Origin of the sequence: Delftia sp. DLF01 (assembly GCF_014852125.1) — a bacterium.
Lineage (GTDB): Bacteria > Pseudomonadota > Gammaproteobacteria > Burkholderiales > Burkholderiaceae_C > Comamonas > Comamonas acidovorans.
Genome location: NZ_JACVAZ010000002.1, coordinates 914,550 through 931,678, shown reverse-complemented (window position 1 = coordinate 931,678; position 17,129 = coordinate 914,550). Strand labels below are relative to the sequence as shown.

The 17,129-nt window shown below is 68.8% G+C and carries 17 protein-coding genes; 8 read left to right on the top strand and 9 right to left on the bottom strand.

Annotated elements, in window-relative coordinates; translation table 11 throughout:
• Positions 1 to 3: 3 nt before the first annotated feature.
• From IB269_RS12660 to IB269_RS12645, 4 genes are all read right to left on the bottom strand, one after another.
• Positions 4 to 2,082 (bottom strand): putative bifunctional diguanylate cyclase/phosphodiesterase, encoded by a 2,079-nt coding sequence (locus IB269_RS12660; RefSeq protein WP_192367303.1) that lies wholly within the window; start codon positions 2,080 to 2,082, stop codon positions 4 to 6.
• A 172-nt stretch (positions 2,083 to 2,254) separates the two neighbouring features.
• Entirely contained in the window at positions 2,255 to 2,758 is a 504-nt protein-coding gene (locus IB269_RS12655; RefSeq protein ID WP_192367302.1) for a GlcG/HbpS family heme-binding protein, read from the bottom strand.
• A 160-nt stretch (positions 2,759 to 2,918) separates the two neighbouring features.
• Positions 2,919 to 3,560: a response regulator transcription factor gene (locus tag IB269_RS12650; RefSeq protein WP_013804314.1), complete on the bottom strand. Its 642-nt coding sequence runs from the start codon at positions 3,558 to 3,560 to the stop codon at positions 2,919 to 2,921.
• Complete coding sequence (locus IB269_RS12645) at positions 3,557 to 5,122, bottom strand: sensor histidine kinase (protein ID WP_192367301.1); 1,566 nt, start codon at positions 5,120 to 5,122, stop codon at positions 3,557 to 3,559. The genes IB269_RS12650 and IB269_RS12645 overlap by 4 nt, the downstream gene beginning before the upstream one ends.
• A gap of 73 nt (positions 5,123 to 5,195) precedes the next feature.
• Between IB269_RS12645 and IB269_RS12640 the strand changes: the two genes are divergently transcribed.
• The 3 genes from IB269_RS12640 (at position 5,196) to IB269_RS12630 (ending at position 8,595) form a co-directional block, all read left to right on the top strand.
• Positions 5,196 to 6,182, top strand: coding sequence for a cation diffusion facilitator family transporter (locus IB269_RS12640; RefSeq protein ID WP_192367300.1), 987 nt, complete (start codon positions 5,196 to 5,198; stop codon positions 6,180 to 6,182).
• Positions 6,179 to 6,649, top strand: coding sequence for a D-aminoacyl-tRNA deacylase (gene dtd, locus IB269_RS12635; protein ID WP_192367299.1), 471 nt, complete (start codon positions 6,179 to 6,181; stop codon positions 6,647 to 6,649). The genes IB269_RS12640 and dtd overlap by 4 nt, the downstream gene beginning before the upstream one ends.
• Positions 6,650 to 6,771: 122 nt before the next feature.
• Positions 6,772 to 8,595 carry a dipeptidase gene (locus tag IB269_RS12630; RefSeq protein ID WP_192367298.1) on the top strand — a complete coding sequence of 608 codons (1,824 nt, stop codon included), beginning with the start codon at positions 6,772 to 6,774 and terminating at the stop codon, positions 8,593 to 8,595.
• 126 nt (positions 8,596 to 8,721) lie between these two features.
• Here the strand turns inward: IB269_RS12630 and IB269_RS12625 are convergent, their stop codons facing one another.
• Positions 8,722 to 9,087 carry a hypothetical protein gene (locus IB269_RS12625; protein WP_225614095.1) on the bottom strand — a complete coding sequence of 122 codons (366 nt, stop codon included), beginning with the start codon at positions 9,085 to 9,087 and terminating at the stop codon, positions 8,722 to 8,724.
• Between the two features lie 156 nt (positions 9,088 to 9,243).
• Between IB269_RS12625 and IB269_RS12620 the strand changes: the two genes are divergently transcribed.
• Positions 9,244 to 9,609 carry an Arc family DNA-binding protein gene (locus IB269_RS12620; RefSeq protein WP_099734738.1) on the top strand — a complete coding sequence of 122 codons (366 nt, stop codon included), beginning with the start codon at positions 9,244 to 9,246 and terminating at the stop codon, positions 9,607 to 9,609.
• A gap of 10 nt (positions 9,610 to 9,619) precedes the next feature.
• On the opposite strand, the gene IB269_RS12615 is transcribed toward IB269_RS12620, so the two are convergent.
• Together IB269_RS12615 and IB269_RS12610 are read right to left on the bottom strand one after the other, a co-directional pair.
• A complete protein-coding gene (locus IB269_RS12615) occupies positions 9,620 to 10,378 on the bottom strand; it encodes a sulfite exporter TauE/SafE family protein (protein WP_192367296.1) in 759 nt (252 codons plus the stop codon).
• Between the two features lie 190 nt (positions 10,379 to 10,568).
• Positions 10,569 to 11,513, bottom strand: a complete 945-nt coding sequence (locus IB269_RS12610) for a LysR family transcriptional regulator (RefSeq protein ID WP_192367295.1) — start codon at positions 11,511 to 11,513, stop codon at positions 10,569 to 10,571.
• Between the two features lie 118 nt (positions 11,514 to 11,631).
• On the opposite strand from IB269_RS12610, the gene IB269_RS12605 reads away from it, so the two are divergent.
• The 3 genes from IB269_RS12605 to IB269_RS12595 are packed head-to-tail and all read left to right on the top strand — an operon-like array spanning position 11,632 to position 14,910.
• Positions 11,632 to 12,603, top strand: coding sequence for a tripartite tricarboxylate transporter substrate binding protein (locus IB269_RS12605; RefSeq protein ID WP_013804299.1), 972 nt, complete (start codon positions 11,632 to 11,634; stop codon positions 12,601 to 12,603).
• A 22-nt stretch (positions 12,604 to 12,625) separates the two neighbouring features.
• A complete protein-coding gene (locus IB269_RS12600; protein WP_192367294.1) occupies positions 12,626 to 13,882 on the top strand; it encodes a CaiB/BaiF CoA transferase family protein in 1,257 nt (418 codons plus the stop codon).
• 41 nt (positions 13,883 to 13,923) lie between these two features.
• A complete protein-coding gene (locus IB269_RS12595; RefSeq protein ID WP_013804297.1) occupies positions 13,924 to 14,910 on the top strand; it encodes an MDR family oxidoreductase in 987 nt (328 codons plus the stop codon).
• A gap of 14 nt (positions 14,911 to 14,924) precedes the next feature.
• On the opposite strand, the gene ybeY is transcribed toward IB269_RS12595, so the two are convergent.
• Both ybeY and IB269_RS12585 read right to left on the bottom strand, forming a co-directional pair.
• Entirely contained in the window at positions 14,925 to 15,383 is a 459-nt protein-coding gene (gene ybeY / locus IB269_RS12590) for an rRNA maturation RNase YbeY (RefSeq protein WP_012203154.1), read from the bottom strand.
• A gap of 76 nt (positions 15,384 to 15,459) precedes the next feature.
• Positions 15,460 to 16,431, bottom strand: coding sequence for a PhoH family protein (locus IB269_RS12585; protein WP_012203155.1), 972 nt, complete (start codon positions 16,429 to 16,431; stop codon positions 15,460 to 15,462).
• Between the two features lie 125 nt (positions 16,432 to 16,556).
• On the opposite strand from IB269_RS12585, the gene ruvA reads away from it, so the two are divergent.
• On the top strand, positions 16,557 to 17,129 hold the full coding sequence (gene ruvA / locus IB269_RS12580) for a Holliday junction branch migration protein RuvA (protein ID WP_012203156.1): 573 nt from the start codon (positions 16,557 to 16,559) through the stop codon (positions 17,127 to 17,129).

Here is a 17,129-nt window from a genome sequence, read left to right as displayed (position 1 = left end):
GGGCTATTGTCGTTGGACTGGATGACTGTTGTGCAATTGCCAGGCGCGCGCCCTCTCGGCCGGCAGGGGTGGCGCCACAAGGTATCCCTGCATCATGCCGCAGCCCAGCTCGCGCAAAAGCGCCAATTGGGCAGGTGTTTCCACGCCTTCCGCCACGATGTCCAGGTGCAGGCTGTGGCCCATCTGCACGATGGCGGTGACGATGGCCGTGTCGTCCTCGCTATCGGGGACGTCGGCGATGAAGGAGCGGTCTATCTTGAGCTGGTTGATCGGGTGGCGGCGCAGGTAGGCCAGCGAGGAGTAGCCGGTGCCGAAGTCGTCGATGGCCAGGCCCACGCCCAGGGCCTGCAGCGCCTGCAAGGTGTCCTGCACCTGCCCGCTGGTGTGCATCAGCGTGGACTCGGTCAGCTCGATGTGCAGCCAGCGCGCCTCCAGCCCCGTTTCTTCCAGCACCTGTGCCACCTCGCGCGCCATGTCGCGCTGGCGGAATTCCAACGCCGAGAGGTTCACGGACAGCGGCACCGGCGCCAGGCCCTCGTCCTGCCACTGGCGCGCCTGGCGGCAGGCCTCGCGCAGCACCCAGTGGTCTATGGCCGAGATCAGGCCGCGCGCCTCGGCAAAGCCGATGAACTCGCCGGGCAGCACCAGGCCGCGCTGCGGGTGGCGCCAGCGCACCAGGGCCTCGAAGCCCGCCAGCCGGCCATCGGCCGTGAAGGTCTGGGGCTGGTAGTACAGCTCGAACTCGCCGCGCTCCAGGGCGCCGCGCAGCTGCTGCTCCTGCATCAGCATCTGGGCCTGGGTGGCCTGGCCGTCCTGGGCGGGTGCATAGAACTGCAGGTTGCGCCGGCCGCTGTCCTTGGCCATGTGCATGGCGCTTTCGGCGCGGTTGAGCAGCTCTTCGGCGTTTTTCCCGTCGCCGGGGTACATGGCGATGCCCATGCAAGGCGAGATCACCAGCGGCGTGCCATCGATGGCGCAGGGCGCCTCGATGATGCGCTGCAGGTGGCTGGCCTGTGTCTCGGTTTCCTGCGGATCGGGGTCGTCGGTGAGCACGACCACGAACTCGTCGCCGCCCACGCGCGCCACCAGGTCGTGGGCGCGCACGCTGCCGCGCAGGCGCTGGGCGACCTCGCACAGCAGCAGGTCGCCGGCCTGGTGGCCCAGCGAGTCGTTGATGGTCTTGAAGTGGTCCAGGTCGATGATGAGCACGGCCAGGGCGCGCCGCTTGACCGAAGCCAGCGACAGCGCCTGGCGCAGCATCTGGATCAGGCGCACGCGGTTGGGCAGCTGGGTGAGCTGGTCGTGCTGGGCCAGGAAGTCCATGCGCTCCTGCGCCAGCTGGCGCAGCGTGATGTCGCGCACCAGCACGATGCGGTAGGGCCCGCCCTCGGCCGGCATGGTCTTGGCCTCGATCTCCACGGGGATGCGGTGGCCGTCCTTGTGCTGGATGGCGCCGTCGAAGCGGTCCTCGCGGCCGCTGCGCATGTACTGCAGTGCGTAGAGGCGGAATTCGGGGCAGATGTAGTCGAGGATGGGGCGGCCGGTCAGCTCGTCCAGCGTGTAGCCGGCCAGGCGGGACAGGGCCTCGTTGCCGTCGATGATCAGGCCATCGCGGTGCATGACGATGGCCTCGGTCGTGACCTCGGTGAACTTGCGCATGCGCTCTTCGCTGTCGCGCACCTTCTGCGCCACATGGTGGTGGTGGCTCACGTCGGTGATCTGCACTACGGCGCCCTGCAGCTGCCCGTGCTCGAAGTGCGGCATCAGCAGCGATTCGATATGGCGAGGCGGTCCATCCGGCTGGGGCACTTCGCGCTCGTAGCGCACATGCTCGCCGCGCAGGCCGCGCTCCACCTGCGGCGCGATGAGCTGCCACACGGCTTCGCCCACGATCTCGCGCACGGTCTTGCCGACTGCCTCGGCGGGCGTCAATCCGAAATTGCGTGCGTAGTTGATGTTGGCGAAGCGGCAGCGCAGCGTGCGCGCATCGAAGTAGGCCAGCATGGCCGGAGCCGTATCTGCTATCAGCCGCAACAGCGCATCGTCGGGCCCCGTGTCTTGCGCATCGATGTTCTCTGGCATGCGTCCCCCTCGCTGGGGATTTATAGCGGAATCGCCGAGATTTTGATAGCGCTCTTGTGCGAGGGTGAGCGGCCGCTGACGCGTGGGAGCGCGTGCGGCTGTCGAGCCTCCGGGGCGGCCGTGGCGGCCTGTCTTTTTTTTGCAGCGCCGCATCACGTGCGGCGCGGCTTCTTTACTTGAGCAGGTCCTGCACCTGGCCCAGTGCAGCCTGGGCGCACTTGTCGTCCAGATGGCCGCCGGGCGCGCCGCCGATGCCCACGGCGCCGATCACCTCGTTGCCCGCCTTCACCGGCAGGCCGCCGCCCAGCAGCAGGTAGCCGGGAATGTTCACCAGGTTGGCGGCGCCGGGGTTCTTCTGCGCGCCTTCCATGATGGCCAGCGTGCTGTTCTTGGCCGATGCGGCCGTATAGGCCTTCAGGCGGCTGGCCTCCAGCGTGTGGGGGCCGGCATTGTCGGCGCGCTGCACGGCGCGCACGGTGCCGGCACGGTCCACCACGGTAGCGGTGACGGCATAGCCGTCGGCGGCGCAGGCGGCCACGCTGCGTGCGGCGATCTGGTTGGCCAGCTCCAGCGACATGTTCTTTTCCGTGCGCACGGCCTCGGCCTGGGCGGCGGTGGTGATCAGGCCCAGGGTCAGGGCAGCGAGGGTGGCGAGCTTGGTGGCGTGGCGTTGCATGGTCTTCTCCTTGGGGGGCAGTACGGCCCGGGCCACAAGCCCGGACGGCATGCATGCACTGTAGAAAATGCCGCCGCCGCGCACCATTCGGACGGTTACGCGCGGCGCTGCGTAGAAATACGGAGAAGACGGGCGTGCTGCTGGGCGAGGAGGTGGCGCCTCAGGCGCCTGCCGCCGTGTCCGCCAGGCTGGCGTAGCGGCGTATGAGCTGGGCCAGGCTGGGCGCCTCCAGCTTGGCGAAGAGGTTGGCCCGGTGCGTTTCCACCGTGCGCGGCGACAGCTCCAGGCTGCGGCCTATCTCCTTGTTGGTCAGGCCCTGCACGATCAGCGCCAGCACCTCGCGCTCGCGTGCCGAGAGCTGGGCGAAGCGCTGCTGCGCATCGCGGTCGGCCTGCTGGCGTTCGCGCGACTGCACATGCTGGCGCACGGCGCCTTGCAGCGCGTCGATCAGCACTTCGTCGTCCACGGGCTTTTCCAGGAACTCGGCCGCGCCGGCCTTGAAGGCGCGCCGGCACATGTCCACCGTGCCATGGCCGGTGAGCATGATCACCGGCTGGTCCACGCCCTGCTCCACCAGCCGGCCCAGCAGGGCCAGTCCGCCGATGCCGGGCATGCGCACGTCCATCACGATGGCGCCTATGCCCTGGCGGTCCAGCCCTTCGAGAAAGGCCAGCGGATCGGCCCAGCACTGCACGCGCAGGCCCACGGTGCCGATCAGCAGGGCCAGGCTGTCGCGCACGGCCTCGTCGTCATCGACCAGATGGATCAGCGGGGACAGGTCTTGGGCAGGCGCGGCGGTCATGGGTTCGGAGGTGGTGGTGTGGATGCGGTGGGGGCGGCGCGTGCCGTGGATGCATTGGCGCATGCACTGGCGCACGCTGCAGGCAGCAGCAGTTCGAAGCGGGCTCCGCTGCCCGGTCCCGAGGCGGCCAGCTCCAGGCTGCCGCCCATGGATTCGGCCAGGCTCTGGCTCAACGTCAGGCCCAGGCCCAGCCCCTGGGCGCGGCCCGTGGCAAACGGGGTGAACAGGCGCTGGCGCATCTCGGGCGCCACGCCGGGTCCGCTGTCCTGCACCGCCACCAGCAGGCGGGTGTCGCGTCGTTCCAGCTCCACCCGCAGATGGCGGGCTGCGGGCGGCTGCTCGTCCATGGCCTGCAATGCATTGACCAGCAGGTTGTGCAGTATCTGCTGCACGGCCACGGGGTCGGCCTGGGCGGCGGGCAGATCGGCGGCCTGCACTTTCATCTGCACCTTGACCTGGACCTGGCGGCGCCGCAGCTCGGGCTCCAGCAGATAAAGCGCTTCGGCAACGGCCTGGTTCAGATCCAGCGGCTCGGCCTGGGGCGCAAGCCCCGGTTGCTCCACCAGGCGGCGCAGCCGGCCTACCACGGCGGACGCACGCTTGGCCTGCTCGGCCGCCTGCGTCATGGCCTGGCGGGCGGCGTCCATCTCGGGCGGGTCCTCGGCCAGCAGGCGGCGCGCGGCCTGGCTGTTGGACAGCACGGCCGTCAGCGGCTGGTTCAGCTCATGCGCCATGCCTGCGGCCAGTTCGCCCAGCGTATTGAGCCGTGCCACCTGGCCCAGCTGCAGCAACTGCTCGGCGCGGCGGCGGGCCACGCGCTGGCGCAGCAGGGCGCGCAGCGCGGCCACGGCCAGCGCGCAGCCCAGGGCCCAGCCCAGCATGGCCGTCCAGGGCAGCACCGAGGCGTCCAGCGGCTGGCGCAGGTACAGCACCAGCGGCTGGCTGGGCGAGGCCAGGGTCTTGCTCACCTCCCAGGACCATGTGTTCCAGCCTGGCGAGCCGGTGCTGCCGGGCTGGATCAGGAATTCCTGCCCGCCCAGGGCCAGCCAGGCGCGCACCGGGCTGGTGGCCGGTGGCATGGGCCATTCGTCGGCAGGAATGGTGGAGCGCAGGTCCAGCAGCAATGCATAGCTGGCCGGCAGCCCGGCCTGCACCAGGTACAGGCGGCCCCGGGCCAGATCGGCCAGGGCCAGTTCGGCATGGCCGCTGGCCTGGGAGCGGCGCTCGGCCTCGGCCATGCCGTGCGGCCAGGGCGCGGGCCAGGACTCGCCTGCGGCGGCCGAGCGGCGCGCCACATCCAGCACCTGCGGATACAGGCGCGGCAACTGCTTCCACGAGGCCTGGTCGGTCGCGGGCTGGCGCGGCTGCAGCAGCGCCAGCGTGCCCAGGATGGCATCGTGCTGCACCATGCGCTGGCTCAGCAGCCGGTGGGCAATGCGGGCATCGGTATCGAAGACCTCGCGCAGCGACTGCAGGCGCCCATGCGCCAGCCAGGCCGCGCCGCAGCCTGCGGCCACGGCCCAGGCCAGCACCCACCCCGCTGATCGCTGCCATCCATTCATGGCGCGGATTCTGGCATGCGGCCCGCGCAGGCAGTGGTCTAATCCGCAGCACCCCCACCTATCGCAGCGCAGCATGGCCGAGTCCACTCCATCTACCGCCAACGCACCCGACTGGATGGCGCCGCACAGCCTGCTGCGCATCTCGGTCGTTGTGGCGCTGCTGACCATCGTGCTCAAGACCCTGGCCTGGTGGCTCACGGGCTCGGTGGGCCTGCTGTCGGACGCGCTCGAATCCTTCGTCAACCTGGCCGGTGCCGTGTTCGCGCTGACCATGGTCACCATCGCCAAGCGGCCGGCCGACACCGATCATCCCTATGGCCACCACAAGGCCGAGTACTTCTCTGCGGGCTTCGAGGGCATCCTGGTCATCGGCGCCAGCCTGGCCATCGCCTGGGCGGCGCTGGCGCGGCTGTGGAACCCGCAGCCGCTGGAGCAACTGGGCTGGGGCCTGGCGCTGTCCGTGGTCAGCTCCGCCCTCAACGGCCTGCTGGCCGTGGCCATGCTGCGATCGGCGCGCCAGCACCGCTCCATGGCGCTGGAGGGGGATGCCCGCCACCTGCTCACCGATGTCTGGACCTCGGCCGGCGTCGTCATCGGCCTGATCGGCGCATCGCTCACAGGCTGGCTGTGGCTGGACGCGGCCGTGGCCATAGGGGTTGCGATCAACATCTGCGTGCAGGGCGCGCAACTGGTCTGGCAATCTTCCCAGGGCCTGATGGACCAGGCGCTGGACGCGCCCGAGCGCCTGCGCATCGACATCGTGCTGGACCGCCACGCGCACCGCGAGCAGGGTGTGGTCTTCGACAACATCTCCAGCCGGCGCGCCGGCGAGCGCAGCTTTGCCGACCTGCACATGCATGTGCCCGGCGACTGGAGCGTGGCCCGCGCCGCCCGGCTGCGCACCGAAATAGAGGCCGAACTGCTGCAGGCCGTGCCCGGCCTGTATGCGCGCATCGAGCTGCTGCCCCTGGGCATGCAGACCGCCATGGAAGCCGCCATCGAGGCGGCAGGCCAGGCGGACACTCCTTCCCCATCCACCGACAAGAACCCCGAACAATGATCAGCATCCTGCAGCGCGTGAAACAGGCGCGCGTGGAAATCGATGGCCAGGTCGCAGGCAGCATAGGCCCCGGCCTGCTGGCCCTGGTCTGCGCAGAGCGCGGCGACACCGAGGCCGAAGCCGACAAGCTGCTGACCAAGATGCTCAAGCTGCGCATCTTTGCCGACGACGCGGGCAAGATGAACCGCAGCGTGCAGGACCTGGACGGGCAGGGCGCCTGCGGGGGCCTGCTCATCGTCAGCCAGTTCACGCTGGCGGCCGACACCGGCGGCGGCAACCGCCCCAGCTTCACGCGCGCGGCGCCGCCGGCCGAGGGCGAGCGCCTGTACGACTACATCGTGCAGCGGGCGCGCGCCCTGCACCCGGAAGTCGCCACGGGCCGCTTCGGGGCCGACATGCAGGTGCACCTGCTCAACGACGGGCCCGTGACCATCCCGCTGTCGATAGCTCCGGCCACCGCGGCATAGCCTGCCGCAGACCTGCTGTTCTGGGGCGGATTCTGGCGCGATCTGCGAGCACGTCTTGGCCGGAAAAGCCCTGCAAAGCCCGTATTCTTGCGGCCTCAGCATTCATCGACAGACCGACGACCATGAAGAACCATCCGTTCAAAGCCTCCACCCTGGCCCTTGCCATGAGCATGGCCCTGGCGTGGAGCGGCGCGGCCGGCGCCGACACCCTCAAGAAGCCCGCGCTGGACGCCCTGGCCCAGGCGCAGCCGGCACCCACCGACTTCGCCAGCTTCCTGAAGCAGGCTGCGGCCGCGCAGCCTGCCATCGCCCAGGCCGTGCAGCGCCATGCCGCAGGCGCCGCGCTCACGGGGGATGAACTCAACCACATCGCCCGCCTGCTGGGCCTGTACACACGTCTCACGCAGGAGCAGGCCGTGCTGGCCAGCATCGAGCGCATGGTCGCCCTGCCCACGGTGCGCGATGCCAAGGTGCCGCCGCACGAAAGCCCGGCCATCCTGGCTTTCGGCGAACTGGTGCAGCAGATGGCCAGGGATTTCGGCCTGCAGTACCGCAACGTGGACAACCGCATCTTCGAGGTCACCCTGCCTGCGAACGCAGTGAACGCGGGCACCGATGAATTCGGCATCCTCACCCATGCCGACGTCGTACCTGCCGTGGCCGCCGAATGGGTGCTGGACGGCAAGCAAATCAACCCATTCGAGGTTACCTTTGTGCCCGGCAACAGCGGGCTCACCCTGATGAGCCATCCCCCGGTGCTTGTCCCACCCATGCCTGATCGGATCTACGGGCGCGGCACCATCGACGACAAGGGCTCCATCGCCACCGTGCTGTTCGCCATGAAGGCCGTCAAGGACAGCGGCCTGCCCCTGTCGCGCGGCATACGCCTCATGATCGAGACCACCGAGGAAACCGGCGGCGACGCCATGAAGTACTACCAGGGCAAGACCACGCTGCCCGCCTACAACATCGTGCTGGACAGCAAGTACCCGGCCGTCGTCGCGGAAAAAGGCTCGGGCGCGCTCAAGGCCGTGTTCGACGACGTGAAGGCCGACCCCGCCCAGCCCGCCATCACCGCCATGGCCGGCGCCGCCTCGGCCAACGCCATTGCGCAGACCGCCACCGCCACCATCACGGCCAGCGACGAAGCCGCCATTGCCGCCATCGCCGCGCGCCTGCAGGCGGCCAAGGGTGACTTCACCACCAGTTATGCCGGGCAGGGCGGACCGTTCACCATCGACATACAGCACAGCGGCGCGACGGCCACCGTCAAGGTCACGGGCACCTCGGCCCACGGCTCGCGCCCCGAGGAAGGCGTCAACCCCGTGCCGCGCCTGACGCTGTTCCTGCAGCAGGTGCTCATGCCCACCGATGGCGTGGCCCTGGTCCAGCCCAATGCCTACAGCAACGCCCTGCGCTACATCAACGGCGCCTTCGGCCTCGACTACTTCGGCAAGCAGCTGGGCGTTGCCTATGCCGACGACTTCATGGGCCCGCTGACCCTGTCGCCCAACCTCATCAAGGCGGCAGACGGCAAGCTGGAAGTCACCACCAACGTGCGCATGCCGCGCGGCAAGACGCCCGAGCAACTGCGCACCGAAGTCGAGCAACGCATCACCCGCTGGAGCGCGGCCGCCAAGGTCCCCCTGACCCTGCAATACACCCAGGGCAACTGGATGGCGCGCGACCCCAAGGGCGCCTGGCTGTCCACCCTGCTCAACATCTTCGGCGACACCACGGGCCTGGACGCCAAGCCCGTGCCCACGGCCGGCAGCACCACGGCCAAGCTCATGCCCAACGCCATCAACTTCGGCCCTGCCATGCCCGGCAAGAAGTACACGGCGCACAACGCGCTCGAATACAAGGAGCTGCCCGACCTGCGCGCCGACATGCAGATGTTCACGGAAATGCTGGTGCGCATCGGGAATCTGAAGCAGATGCAGTGACACTCTTCGGCTATTGAAATGCGAAAGCGCCTTGTGAAAGCAAGGCGCTTTTTTTCATCCACTTCCGCCCAGTCATTCGACACATGAAAGCCGACTGCCCTGGATGCGGCACAGGCCTGCCTGCATTCAGCCCTCCGGGCCATGCTCCGCGTGCTCCACAAAGGACGGTGCTTCATCAAACAGTTGCAAGAGCAGTTTCAGGTGCCGAGCGTAGAGGCTCTGTGGCCGGCGGAAGGACTTGGCGGCCAGGGCGATGGCTGCGCGGGCGAGGTACCACTCGTTGTCGAATTCGCTGGCGTCCTCGAATACCTTGTGCCGAATTTGCCGGATGTGATTCAGCGCCAGGTCTGCGGCCAGGTCCACCTCTACATCCGCGTCATGCCAATCCATGTCGGCGCAGCGTGTTTCGATCAGGGCAACCAGCCCCATCTCTGCGCGGGCAATGGACAGGGCGATCATTTGCTGCATGGTGGGCCAGGCAGCGGTGTCCATCGTGCAGGGCTTGTTCGTTGAGTGCCGTGACGCAGTCATATCGATTCCTTTGTCGTCGCTTCAATGACTCGGGCTTTCTATGCACGATCTATGCACTCAATATTCTATGCATTGTGCATAGAAAATGGCAAGCGTGTTCCATGGCAAAGTGCGCGGATGGCACGCGACGACCCAACCATCTACATGCGTATCCCTCAGGAGTTGAAGGATCTGCTGGATGCCGCTTCTGAAGAGAACCGGCGCTCAATGACTGCCGAGGTCGTGTCTCGGCTACAGCAGACCTTTGCGGCGCCGCGCGTTTCGGGCATGGACAGCGGTAGTTCGCAAATGAATCTGGATACACGCGTCGGTGACGAAACGCTGGAAACCGTGAAGCGTATCGAAGAGCGGTTGCAATCGCTTGCGCAAGCCCTGGCCCTGCCACAGCGCGGCCCTCAGCCAGACACGGATGCGGCGACGCCGGAAAAATCCACAGGCAAGCGCGTATCGAAGTCAGCGCAGAGTGCGGCGCCGAAGAAGTAGCTTTCTGGCCTCACTGCCGCCAGAAAAACACCCCCGCCATCACCAGCCCCGTCAGCACGATGCCTGCGCGCAGCCATTCGGGCGGGATGCGGCGCGCCAGGCGGGCGCCGCCGTAGCCGCCTGCGGTGGCGGCAATCATCATGACCAGGGCCTGCTCCCACTGCACGACGCCGCCGGCCGCATAGATGGCGACGGCAATGGCCGTGAGCAGGGCGGAGACCAGGTTCTTCATGCCGTTCATGGCATGCAGCCTGGTCTGGCCCAGCAGGCCGAACAGGGCCAGCAGCAGGATGCCCAGGCCGCCGTTGAAGTAGCCGCCGTAGATGGCCACGGCCAGCATGCCGGCGCCGGCCTTCAAGGGCGATGCATGGGCGGCATGCTCGGCGCTGCCGCGCGACGCCATGCGCCTGAGCTGGGGCGCGAAGGCGAACATGGCGGTGGCGGCCAGCAGCAGCCAGGGGACGACCTTGCGGAACAGGTGGTCTGGCGTGACCAGCAGCAGGGCCGCGCCCAGCGAGCCGCCGATGAGCGACAGCACGATCACGCCGCGCATGCCCAGGCCGGGCGGCGGCTCCATGTCCTGGCGAAAGCCCCAGGCACCGGCCATGTAGCCGGGCAGCAGGGCGACGGTGCCGGTGGCGTTGGCGGCCACGGGCGGCACGCCGGTGAAGACCAGGGCGGGCAGGGTGAGGAAGCTGCCGCCTCCGGCAACGGCATTGAGCGCGCCGGCCACGAAGGCGGCAGCCATGAGCAGTGCGATGTCCCACATGGGTGTTGTCTCCTCCTGGGGCCGGGCATCGGCAGGCCGCCGTGGCCTTGCGCGGCCAGGCCGGTGTTATAGGTCGAGGCCGATCTTAGTGCCGGACCATCGGGCGGGCTGTCGCACCGGCATGGCGGCGGGGTCAGGGCTGCTTTGCGCAAAAGGACAGGATCGCGCCGGCGTGGTGGCCGCCTGGCGACTAGGGCGGCTCCACCACCGGGCCGGGCAGGCCCAGCGTGGCGCGCAGCAGGGCAACGCGTGGGTTGGCGACGGCGCTGCGGTAGATCAGCGCCACGGGGCCCATGGAGATGGCGGGTGTGACATGCACCCTGCGCACCCCCAGCGACCGGGGCGAGGTCTGCAGCGTGGAGTCGGGCACGGCGCTGAGCCCCAGGCCGGCCCGGACCAGTTGCAGGTTGGTGAAGGGGCTGGTGGATTCGATGACGGGCGTGGGCGCGATCACGCCTTCGCGGCGGAACACCTCTTCCATCATGCGGCGCAGCATGGAGCTGCGCGTGGGCAGGATCCATCGCTGGCGCGCCAGCTCCTCCCAGCGGTTGCTGCGCGCGTGGCCTGCAGGGTGGTCCGGCGGGGCGATGACGGTGAAGCCGGTGTCGAACAGTTTTTCGTAGCGCAGCGGCTGGCCTGCAGCCTCGGGCAGCTCGGTGGGGTAGCTGGTGATGAGGGCATCGAGCTCGCCATCCAGCAGGCATTGCACAAGCAAAGGCACGCGTTCTTCCTTGAGCTGTACCCGCACATGGGGCTGCTGTGCGGCCAGGTCCGCCAGTACGCCGGGCAGGTAGCCCTGTGCCACGAAGGGCGGGGTGCCGATGCGCAGCAAGGTGATGGCGGGCTGCTGGGCGGTCTCGCTGCCCAGATGGCGCAGCTCGGCCAGCAGCATGGCCGCGCCGCGTATGGCGATCTCGCCCTGGGCCGTGGGTTCGAGCCCGCGCGCATTGCGCAGGAACAGCGTCACGCCGAAGGCCGCCTCGATCTCGCCCAGGGCCTTGCTCAGCGCGGGCTGGGTCAAATGCATGAGGCCGGCGGCGGCGCGCAGGCTGCCTCCCTGGTGCAGGGCCAGCAGGAGCTGCAGGTGCTTGAAGCGCAGCCGCGACAGCAGGCGTTGCGGGTCGAAGTCGTGCATGTTCCCGAGGGTGGAGTGATTACCGGAGGTTTGCCATCCATCCAAACATATCACTATTGGAAATGGGCCTGCCGTTCTATCGTGACCCCACGACGACAAGCGACAAGGAGACAGGATCATGGACAGACGCGTCTTTCTGGCAGGCAGCCTGGCGGCTGCCGCGCTTCCGCTGGTGCGGGCCAGCGATTTTCCGAGCCGGCCGGTGCGGGTGATTTCCCCGTATGCGGCGGGCGGGGGGCCTGATGTGCAATTGCGCCAGGCCGGCCCGGTGCTGGGGGAGATCCTGGGGCAGTCCATCGTGATCGAGAACAAGGTGGGCGCGGCCGGCGTGCTGGCCGCGCAGTATGTGGCGCAGCAGCCCGCCGATGGCTACACCTGCCTGATGGGCTCCAACACCCACCTGATCCAGAAGCTGCTGCAACCGGGCCTGCGCTTCGACCCCATCGGCGACTTCACGCCCGTCAGCAACCTGGCCTCGTCGCCCACGGTGCTGGTGGTGCGTGCCGATGCTCCCTGGCGAACGGCCCGGGAGCTGATCGCGGGGCTGAAGGCCCAGCCGGCGCAGGCCAACTACGGCTCGGGCGGCATAGGCACTTCGGCCCATCTGGCGGGCGCCACGCTGGCCTCGCTGGCGGGCCTGCAGGTCACGCATATACCGCTCAAGGGATCGGTGGAGATTGCGGCATCGCTGATCCGCGGCGATACGCAGTATGCGTTTCCGGTGGCGGGCACCGGCATTCCCCAGGTGCAGGGCGGCAAGCTGCGGGCCCTGGCGGTGACCAGCCGCAAGCGCCTGGCGCAGCTGCCCGAGGTACCCACGCTGCAGGAGGTGCTGGGCAGCGAGCTGGCGGTGCAGGAGTCCTGGTTCGGGCTGTGGGCTCCGGCCAGGACGCCCCCTGCCGTGGTCGAGCGCCTGCACGCCGCCGTGCGCCAGGCCGCCGCCCAGCCAGCGCTGCGCGCCTCGTTCGAGGCTGTCGGCAACGAGGCCACGGCCAGCGCTTCGCCGCAGGCCTTCGCCGATTTCGTGCGCAGCGAGAACCGCAAGTGGGCCGCCATCATCGAGCTGGCCGGCATCACCGCCAACAGTTGAACCAGGGAAAGGCAAGACGGGTATGGACAAGCCGCTGCAAGGAGTGCGCGTCATCGACATGTCGCATGTGATCGCGGGGCCGCTGGCTTCGCACTACCTGGCCCAGCTCGGGGCCGAGGTCATCAAGGTCGAGCCCACGCGTGGCGAGGTCATGCGCAACAGCCGGGCGCCCGGCGAGCCCGGGGGCGGCATGCCTTCGGGCTTCGTGGCGCTCAATGCGGGAAAGCGTTCGCTGGCGGTGGACATCCGCCAGCCCGAGGGTGCGGACATCGTGCGTGCCCTCGCGCGCACGGCCGATGTGTTCATCGAGAACTTCCGCCCCGGCGTGGTGGCGCGCCACGGCCTGGGCTACGAGGACATCCGGGCGGTGCGTCCCGACGTGGTGTACTGCTCCATCTCGGGCTTTGGCCAGCAGGGCGAGTGGGCCGGGCGGGGCGCCTATGACCATGTGGTGCAGGCGCTCACGGGCATGATGATGATGGCGGGGGGCGACGAGGAAGCGCCGCCCGTGAAGGTGGGCTTTCCCGTGATCGACGTGGCGGTGGGCATGCTGGGGGCGCTGTCGGTCACGGCGGCCCTGCACCAGCGCAACGCACGGGCGCCTGGCGAGCGGCGCAGCCAGCACATCGATGCCTCCATGCTGCAGGCCTCGCTGATGCTGATGTACCCGCATGCCTGTACCTATCTCACCCATGGCGTGGAGCCACGGCGCGTGGGCAACCGGGGCTATACGGGGAGCCCGGCGGCCGACACCTACCGGTGCGCCGACGGCTGGCTGTCCACGGCCGCCAACACGCCGCAGCAGTTCCGCAGGCTCGCCAGCGTGCTGGAGCTCGATGCCCTGTGCGAGGACGCCACGCTGCTGGACCTCGATGCCTTCAATGCGCCCGAGGGCGGCTTTGTCGCCGCGCGTGATACGTCCGCGCTGCAGCGGCTGCAGGCATGTCTGGCCGAGGCCTTCGCCGCACGCAGCGCACGGGACATGGAAGCCCGGCTCAACGCCGTGGGCGTGCCTGCCGCCAGGGTGCGGCGCCTGGGTGAATTTCTGGGCGAGGCCCGCGCCGCCGGCACCGTGTCACCTGTGAGCTATGGCGCCGGCGGCGCTGCGGTGGACACTCCGGGGCTGGGGTTCCGGTGGATGGATGCCGAGCCCCTGCCGGGTGCGCCGGCCCCCGCCCTGGGCGATGGCAACCTTTCGCTGCTGCGGGAACTGGGGATGCCGGATGAGGCCATCGCCCGCCTGTGCCGCAGCGGCGTGCTGGGCGCGCCGCAGTCCTGATTGCCTTTGGATTCCTTTGCCACTGCCTTGCTGGAGACCCCATGTTCAAAGCCTTGCTGCTGACCCAACCCGTACCGCGTGAAACCCGTGCCGAGTGTGTGGAGCTGGACGAAGCCAGCCTGCCCGCCGGCACGGTGCGCGTGGCCGTCTCGCATTCCACGCTCAACTACAAGGATGCACTGGCCATCACGGGGCGCTCGCCCGTGGTGCGCCAGTTCCCCATGGTGCCGGGCATCGACCTGGCCGGCACGGTGCTGGACAGCGAGGACGCGCGTTTCCAGCCCGGCGATGCCGTGCTGCTCAACGGCTGGGGCGTGGGCGAGACCCACTGGGGCGGGCTCGCCCAGCAGGCGCGCGTGAACGGCGACTGGCTGATCCGCCGGCCCGAGGCCTTCAGCGCACGGGATGCCATGGCCATAGGCACGGCCGGCTATACGGCCATGCTGTGCGTGATGGCGCTGCAGGCGCATGGCATCACGCCCTCCAGCGGCCCGGTGCTGGTGACGGGGGCCAATGGCGGCGTGGGCAGCATTGCCGTGGCCCTGCTGTCGCGCCTGGGTTTCGAGGTGCACGCCGGCACCGGGCGGCCCGAACAGGCCGAGCACCTGAAGGCGCTGGGCGCGGCGCGGATCGTGGAGCGCAGCAGCCTGGATGCGCCCGGCAAGCCGCTGCAAAAGGAGGTCTGGGCGGCGGCCGTGGACAGCGTGGGCAGCCATACGCTGGCCAATGTGTGCGCCAGCCTGCGCTACGGCGGCTGCGTGGCGGCCTGCGGACTGGCCCAGGGGCTGGACCTGCCGGCTTCCGTGGCACCGTTCATCCTGCGCGGCGTGTCGCTGCTGGGCATCGACAGCGTCTATGCGCCGCAGGCGCGGCGCGAGCAGGCCTGGGCGCGGCTGGCTGCCGAACTGCCGCGCGAGGTGCTGGAGCGCAATACCGAAGAGGCGGGCCTGGCCGATGCGGTTGCGCTGGCGCCCAGGCTGCTTGCCGGCCAGGTGCGCGGCCGGGTCGTCATCGATACGGCGCGCTGAGGCCTGCGCGGGGCCTACTTGGCGTAGGGGTCGGCAAAGCCCAGCTCGACCATGATCTCGGTCTCGTAGGCTTCCATTTCCTCGGCGTCCTGCTCGCTGGTCTCATGGTCCCAGCCCTGGGCATGCAGCGTGCCATGCACCAGCAGGTGGGCGTAGTGCTCCTCCAGCGTCTTGTTCTGCTCGCGCGCCTCGCGCTCGACCACGGGGGCGCACAGCACCAGGTCGGCCATGGCCGTGGGCTCCTGCTGGTAGTCGAAGGTCAGGACGTTGGTGGCGTAGTCCTTTTGCCGGTACTCGCGGTTGAGCTGCTGGCCTTCCTCGGCATCGACGATGCGCACGGTGATCTCGGCATCGACGGCCAGGGCATGGCGTATCCAGCGCGTGACCTTGCTGCGGGACAGCACGGCGCGGTGGACAGGTGCCTCGGCAAAGCGCGCGAATTGCAGGGACAGTTGCAGTTGGTTCAGGGACATGGGGGAGTGCGTGGGCGTGTGCTTGGGCTTGAGCTTTGGAGCGCCCGTGGGCGGGCGTCTGCTTTGGCTGTCGGGATCAATGCGCTGCAAGGCGCGGTGCGGCACGGCGTGCCGGGGCCTGTCCGCGTGCGTCGTAGGCGTCCACGATGCGTGCCACCAGCGGGTGGCGCACCACGTCGGCGCTGGTGAAGTGGTTGATGGCGATGCCCTTGACGCGCTTCAAGACGCGCTCGGCATCGATCAGGCCGCTCAGGGCGCCCTTGGGCAGGTCGATCTGGCTGACGTCGCCCGTGACCACGGCGCGGGCGCCGAAGCCGATGCGCGTGAGGAACATCTTCATCTGCTCGGGCGTGGTGTTCTGCGCCTCGTCCAGGATGACGAAGGCGTTGTTCAGCGTGCGCCCGCGCATGAAGGCCAGCGGCGCGATCTCCAGCACATTGCGCTCGAACGCCTTTTGCACCTTCTCGTAGCCCATGAGGTCGTAGAGCGCGTCGTACAGCGGGCGCAGGTAGGGATCGACCTTCTGCGTGAGGTCGCCGGGCAGGAAGCCCAGGCGCTCGCCCGCTTCCACTGCGGGGCGCGTGAGCACGATGCGCTGCACGGCGCTGCGCTCCAGCGCGTCCACGGCGCAGGCCACGGCCAGGTAGGTCTTGCCGGTGCCGGCCGGGCCGATGCCGAAGGTGATGTCGTGGCGGGCGATGTTCTCCAGGTAGGCCGACTGGTTGGCCGTGCGCGCGCGCAGGTCGGGGCGGCGCGTGGACAGCTGGATGGCGTCCTGGGGCTGCTCGATGAGTTCGGTGTCACCGGCCAGCATCAGTTGCAGGGAGTCGTCGAGGATGGGGTCGTCGGCCATCTCGTAGAGGGCCTGCAGCAGCTCCAGTGCGTCGTTGGCCTTGGCCTTGGGGCCGTCGATCTTGAATTGCTCGTGGCGGTGGGCGATCTTGACGCCCATTGCGATCTCGATGGTGCGCAGGTGCGCGTCGGCCGGGCCGCAGACGTGGCTCAACCGGTTGTTGTCGTGGGGTGTGAAGGTGTGGCGCAGGATCACGCGGATAATTCCAGAGATTCCGGGCGGCGGCCAGCGCGAGGGCGTGGTGCCATACCCTGTGAATGGGCCGGCGTTCGGTTGCGGACGGGCATGAAAAGCCGCCCCCAGGGCGGCAAAGGACACCAATGATAGGCAAATTGACAGGAACGCTGCTGGAAAAAAACCCGCCCGAGGTGCTGGTGGACTGCGGCGGCGTGGGCTACGAGGTGCAGGTGCCCATGAGCACCTTCTACAACCTGCCCGCCAGTGGGGCCAAGGTCAGCCTGCTGACGCACTTCGTGGTGCGCGAGGATGCGCAGCTTCTGTACGGCTTTGGCACGCACAGCGAGCGCCAGGCGTTCCGCGAGCTGATCAAGATCACCGGCATCGGCCCGCGCATGGCGCTGTCGGTGCTCAGCGGCATGAGCGTGGAGGACCTGGCCCAGGCCGTGACGCTGCAGGAGGTGGGCCGCCTGGTCAAGGTGCCGGGCATCGGCAAGAAGACGGCCGAGCGCCTGCTGCTGGAGCTCAAGGGCAAGATCGGCGCCGATACGGGCGCGCAGTCGCTGTTCGTGAACAACGACCAGAACGACATCGTGCAGGCGCTGATGGCGCTGGGCTATTCCGACAAGGATGCGGCCGCCGCGCTCAAGAAGCTGCCGCCCGACGTGGGCGTGACCGAAGGCATCAAGCTGGCGCTGAAGGCGCTGGCCAAGTGA

Coding starts and splice junctions, on each gene's coding strand:
- IB269_RS12660 (WP_192367303.1), bottom strand. CDS start 2,082: ATGCCAGAGAACATCGATGCGCAAGACACGGGGCCCGACGATGCGCTG.
- IB269_RS12655 (WP_192367302.1), bottom strand. CDS start 2,758: ATGCAACGCCACGCCACCAAGCTCGCCACCCTCGCTGCCCTGACCCTG.
- IB269_RS12650 (WP_013804314.1), bottom strand. CDS start 3,560: ATGACCGCCGCGCCTGCCCAAGACCTGTCCCCGCTGATCCATCTGGTC.
- IB269_RS12645 (WP_192367301.1), bottom strand. CDS start 5,122: ATGAATGGATGGCAGCGATCAGCGGGGTGGGTGCTGGCCTGGGCCGTG.
- IB269_RS12640 (WP_192367300.1), top strand. CDS start 5,196: ATGGCCGAGTCCACTCCATCTACCGCCAACGCACCCGACTGGATGGCG.
- dtd (WP_192367299.1), top strand. CDS start 6,179: ATGATCAGCATCCTGCAGCGCGTGAAACAGGCGCGCGTGGAAATCGAT.
- IB269_RS12630 (WP_192367298.1), top strand. CDS start 6,772: ATGAAGAACCATCCGTTCAAAGCCTCCACCCTGGCCCTTGCCATGAGC.
- IB269_RS12625 (WP_225614095.1), bottom strand. CDS start 9,087: ATGGACACCGCTGCCTGGCCCACCATGCAGCAAATGATCGCCCTGTCC.
- IB269_RS12620 (WP_099734738.1), top strand. CDS start 9,244: ATGGCACGCGACGACCCAACCATCTACATGCGTATCCCTCAGGAGTTG.
- IB269_RS12615 (WP_192367296.1), bottom strand. CDS start 10,378: ATGTGGGACATCGCACTGCTCATGGCTGCCGCCTTCGTGGCCGGCGCG.
- IB269_RS12610 (WP_192367295.1), bottom strand. CDS start 11,513: ATGCACGACTTCGACCCGCAACGCCTGCTGTCGCGGCTGCGCTTCAAG.
- IB269_RS12605 (WP_013804299.1), top strand. CDS start 11,632: ATGGACAGACGCGTCTTTCTGGCAGGCAGCCTGGCGGCTGCCGCGCTT.
- IB269_RS12600 (WP_192367294.1), top strand. CDS start 12,626: ATGGACAAGCCGCTGCAAGGAGTGCGCGTCATCGACATGTCGCATGTG.
- IB269_RS12595 (WP_013804297.1), top strand. CDS start 13,924: ATGTTCAAAGCCTTGCTGCTGACCCAACCCGTACCGCGTGAAACCCGT.
- ybeY (WP_012203154.1), bottom strand. CDS start 15,383: ATGTCCCTGAACCAACTGCAACTGTCCCTGCAATTCGCGCGCTTTGCC.
- ruvA (WP_012203156.1), top strand. CDS start 16,557: ATGATAGGCAAATTGACAGGAACGCTGCTGGAAAAAAACCCGCCCGAG.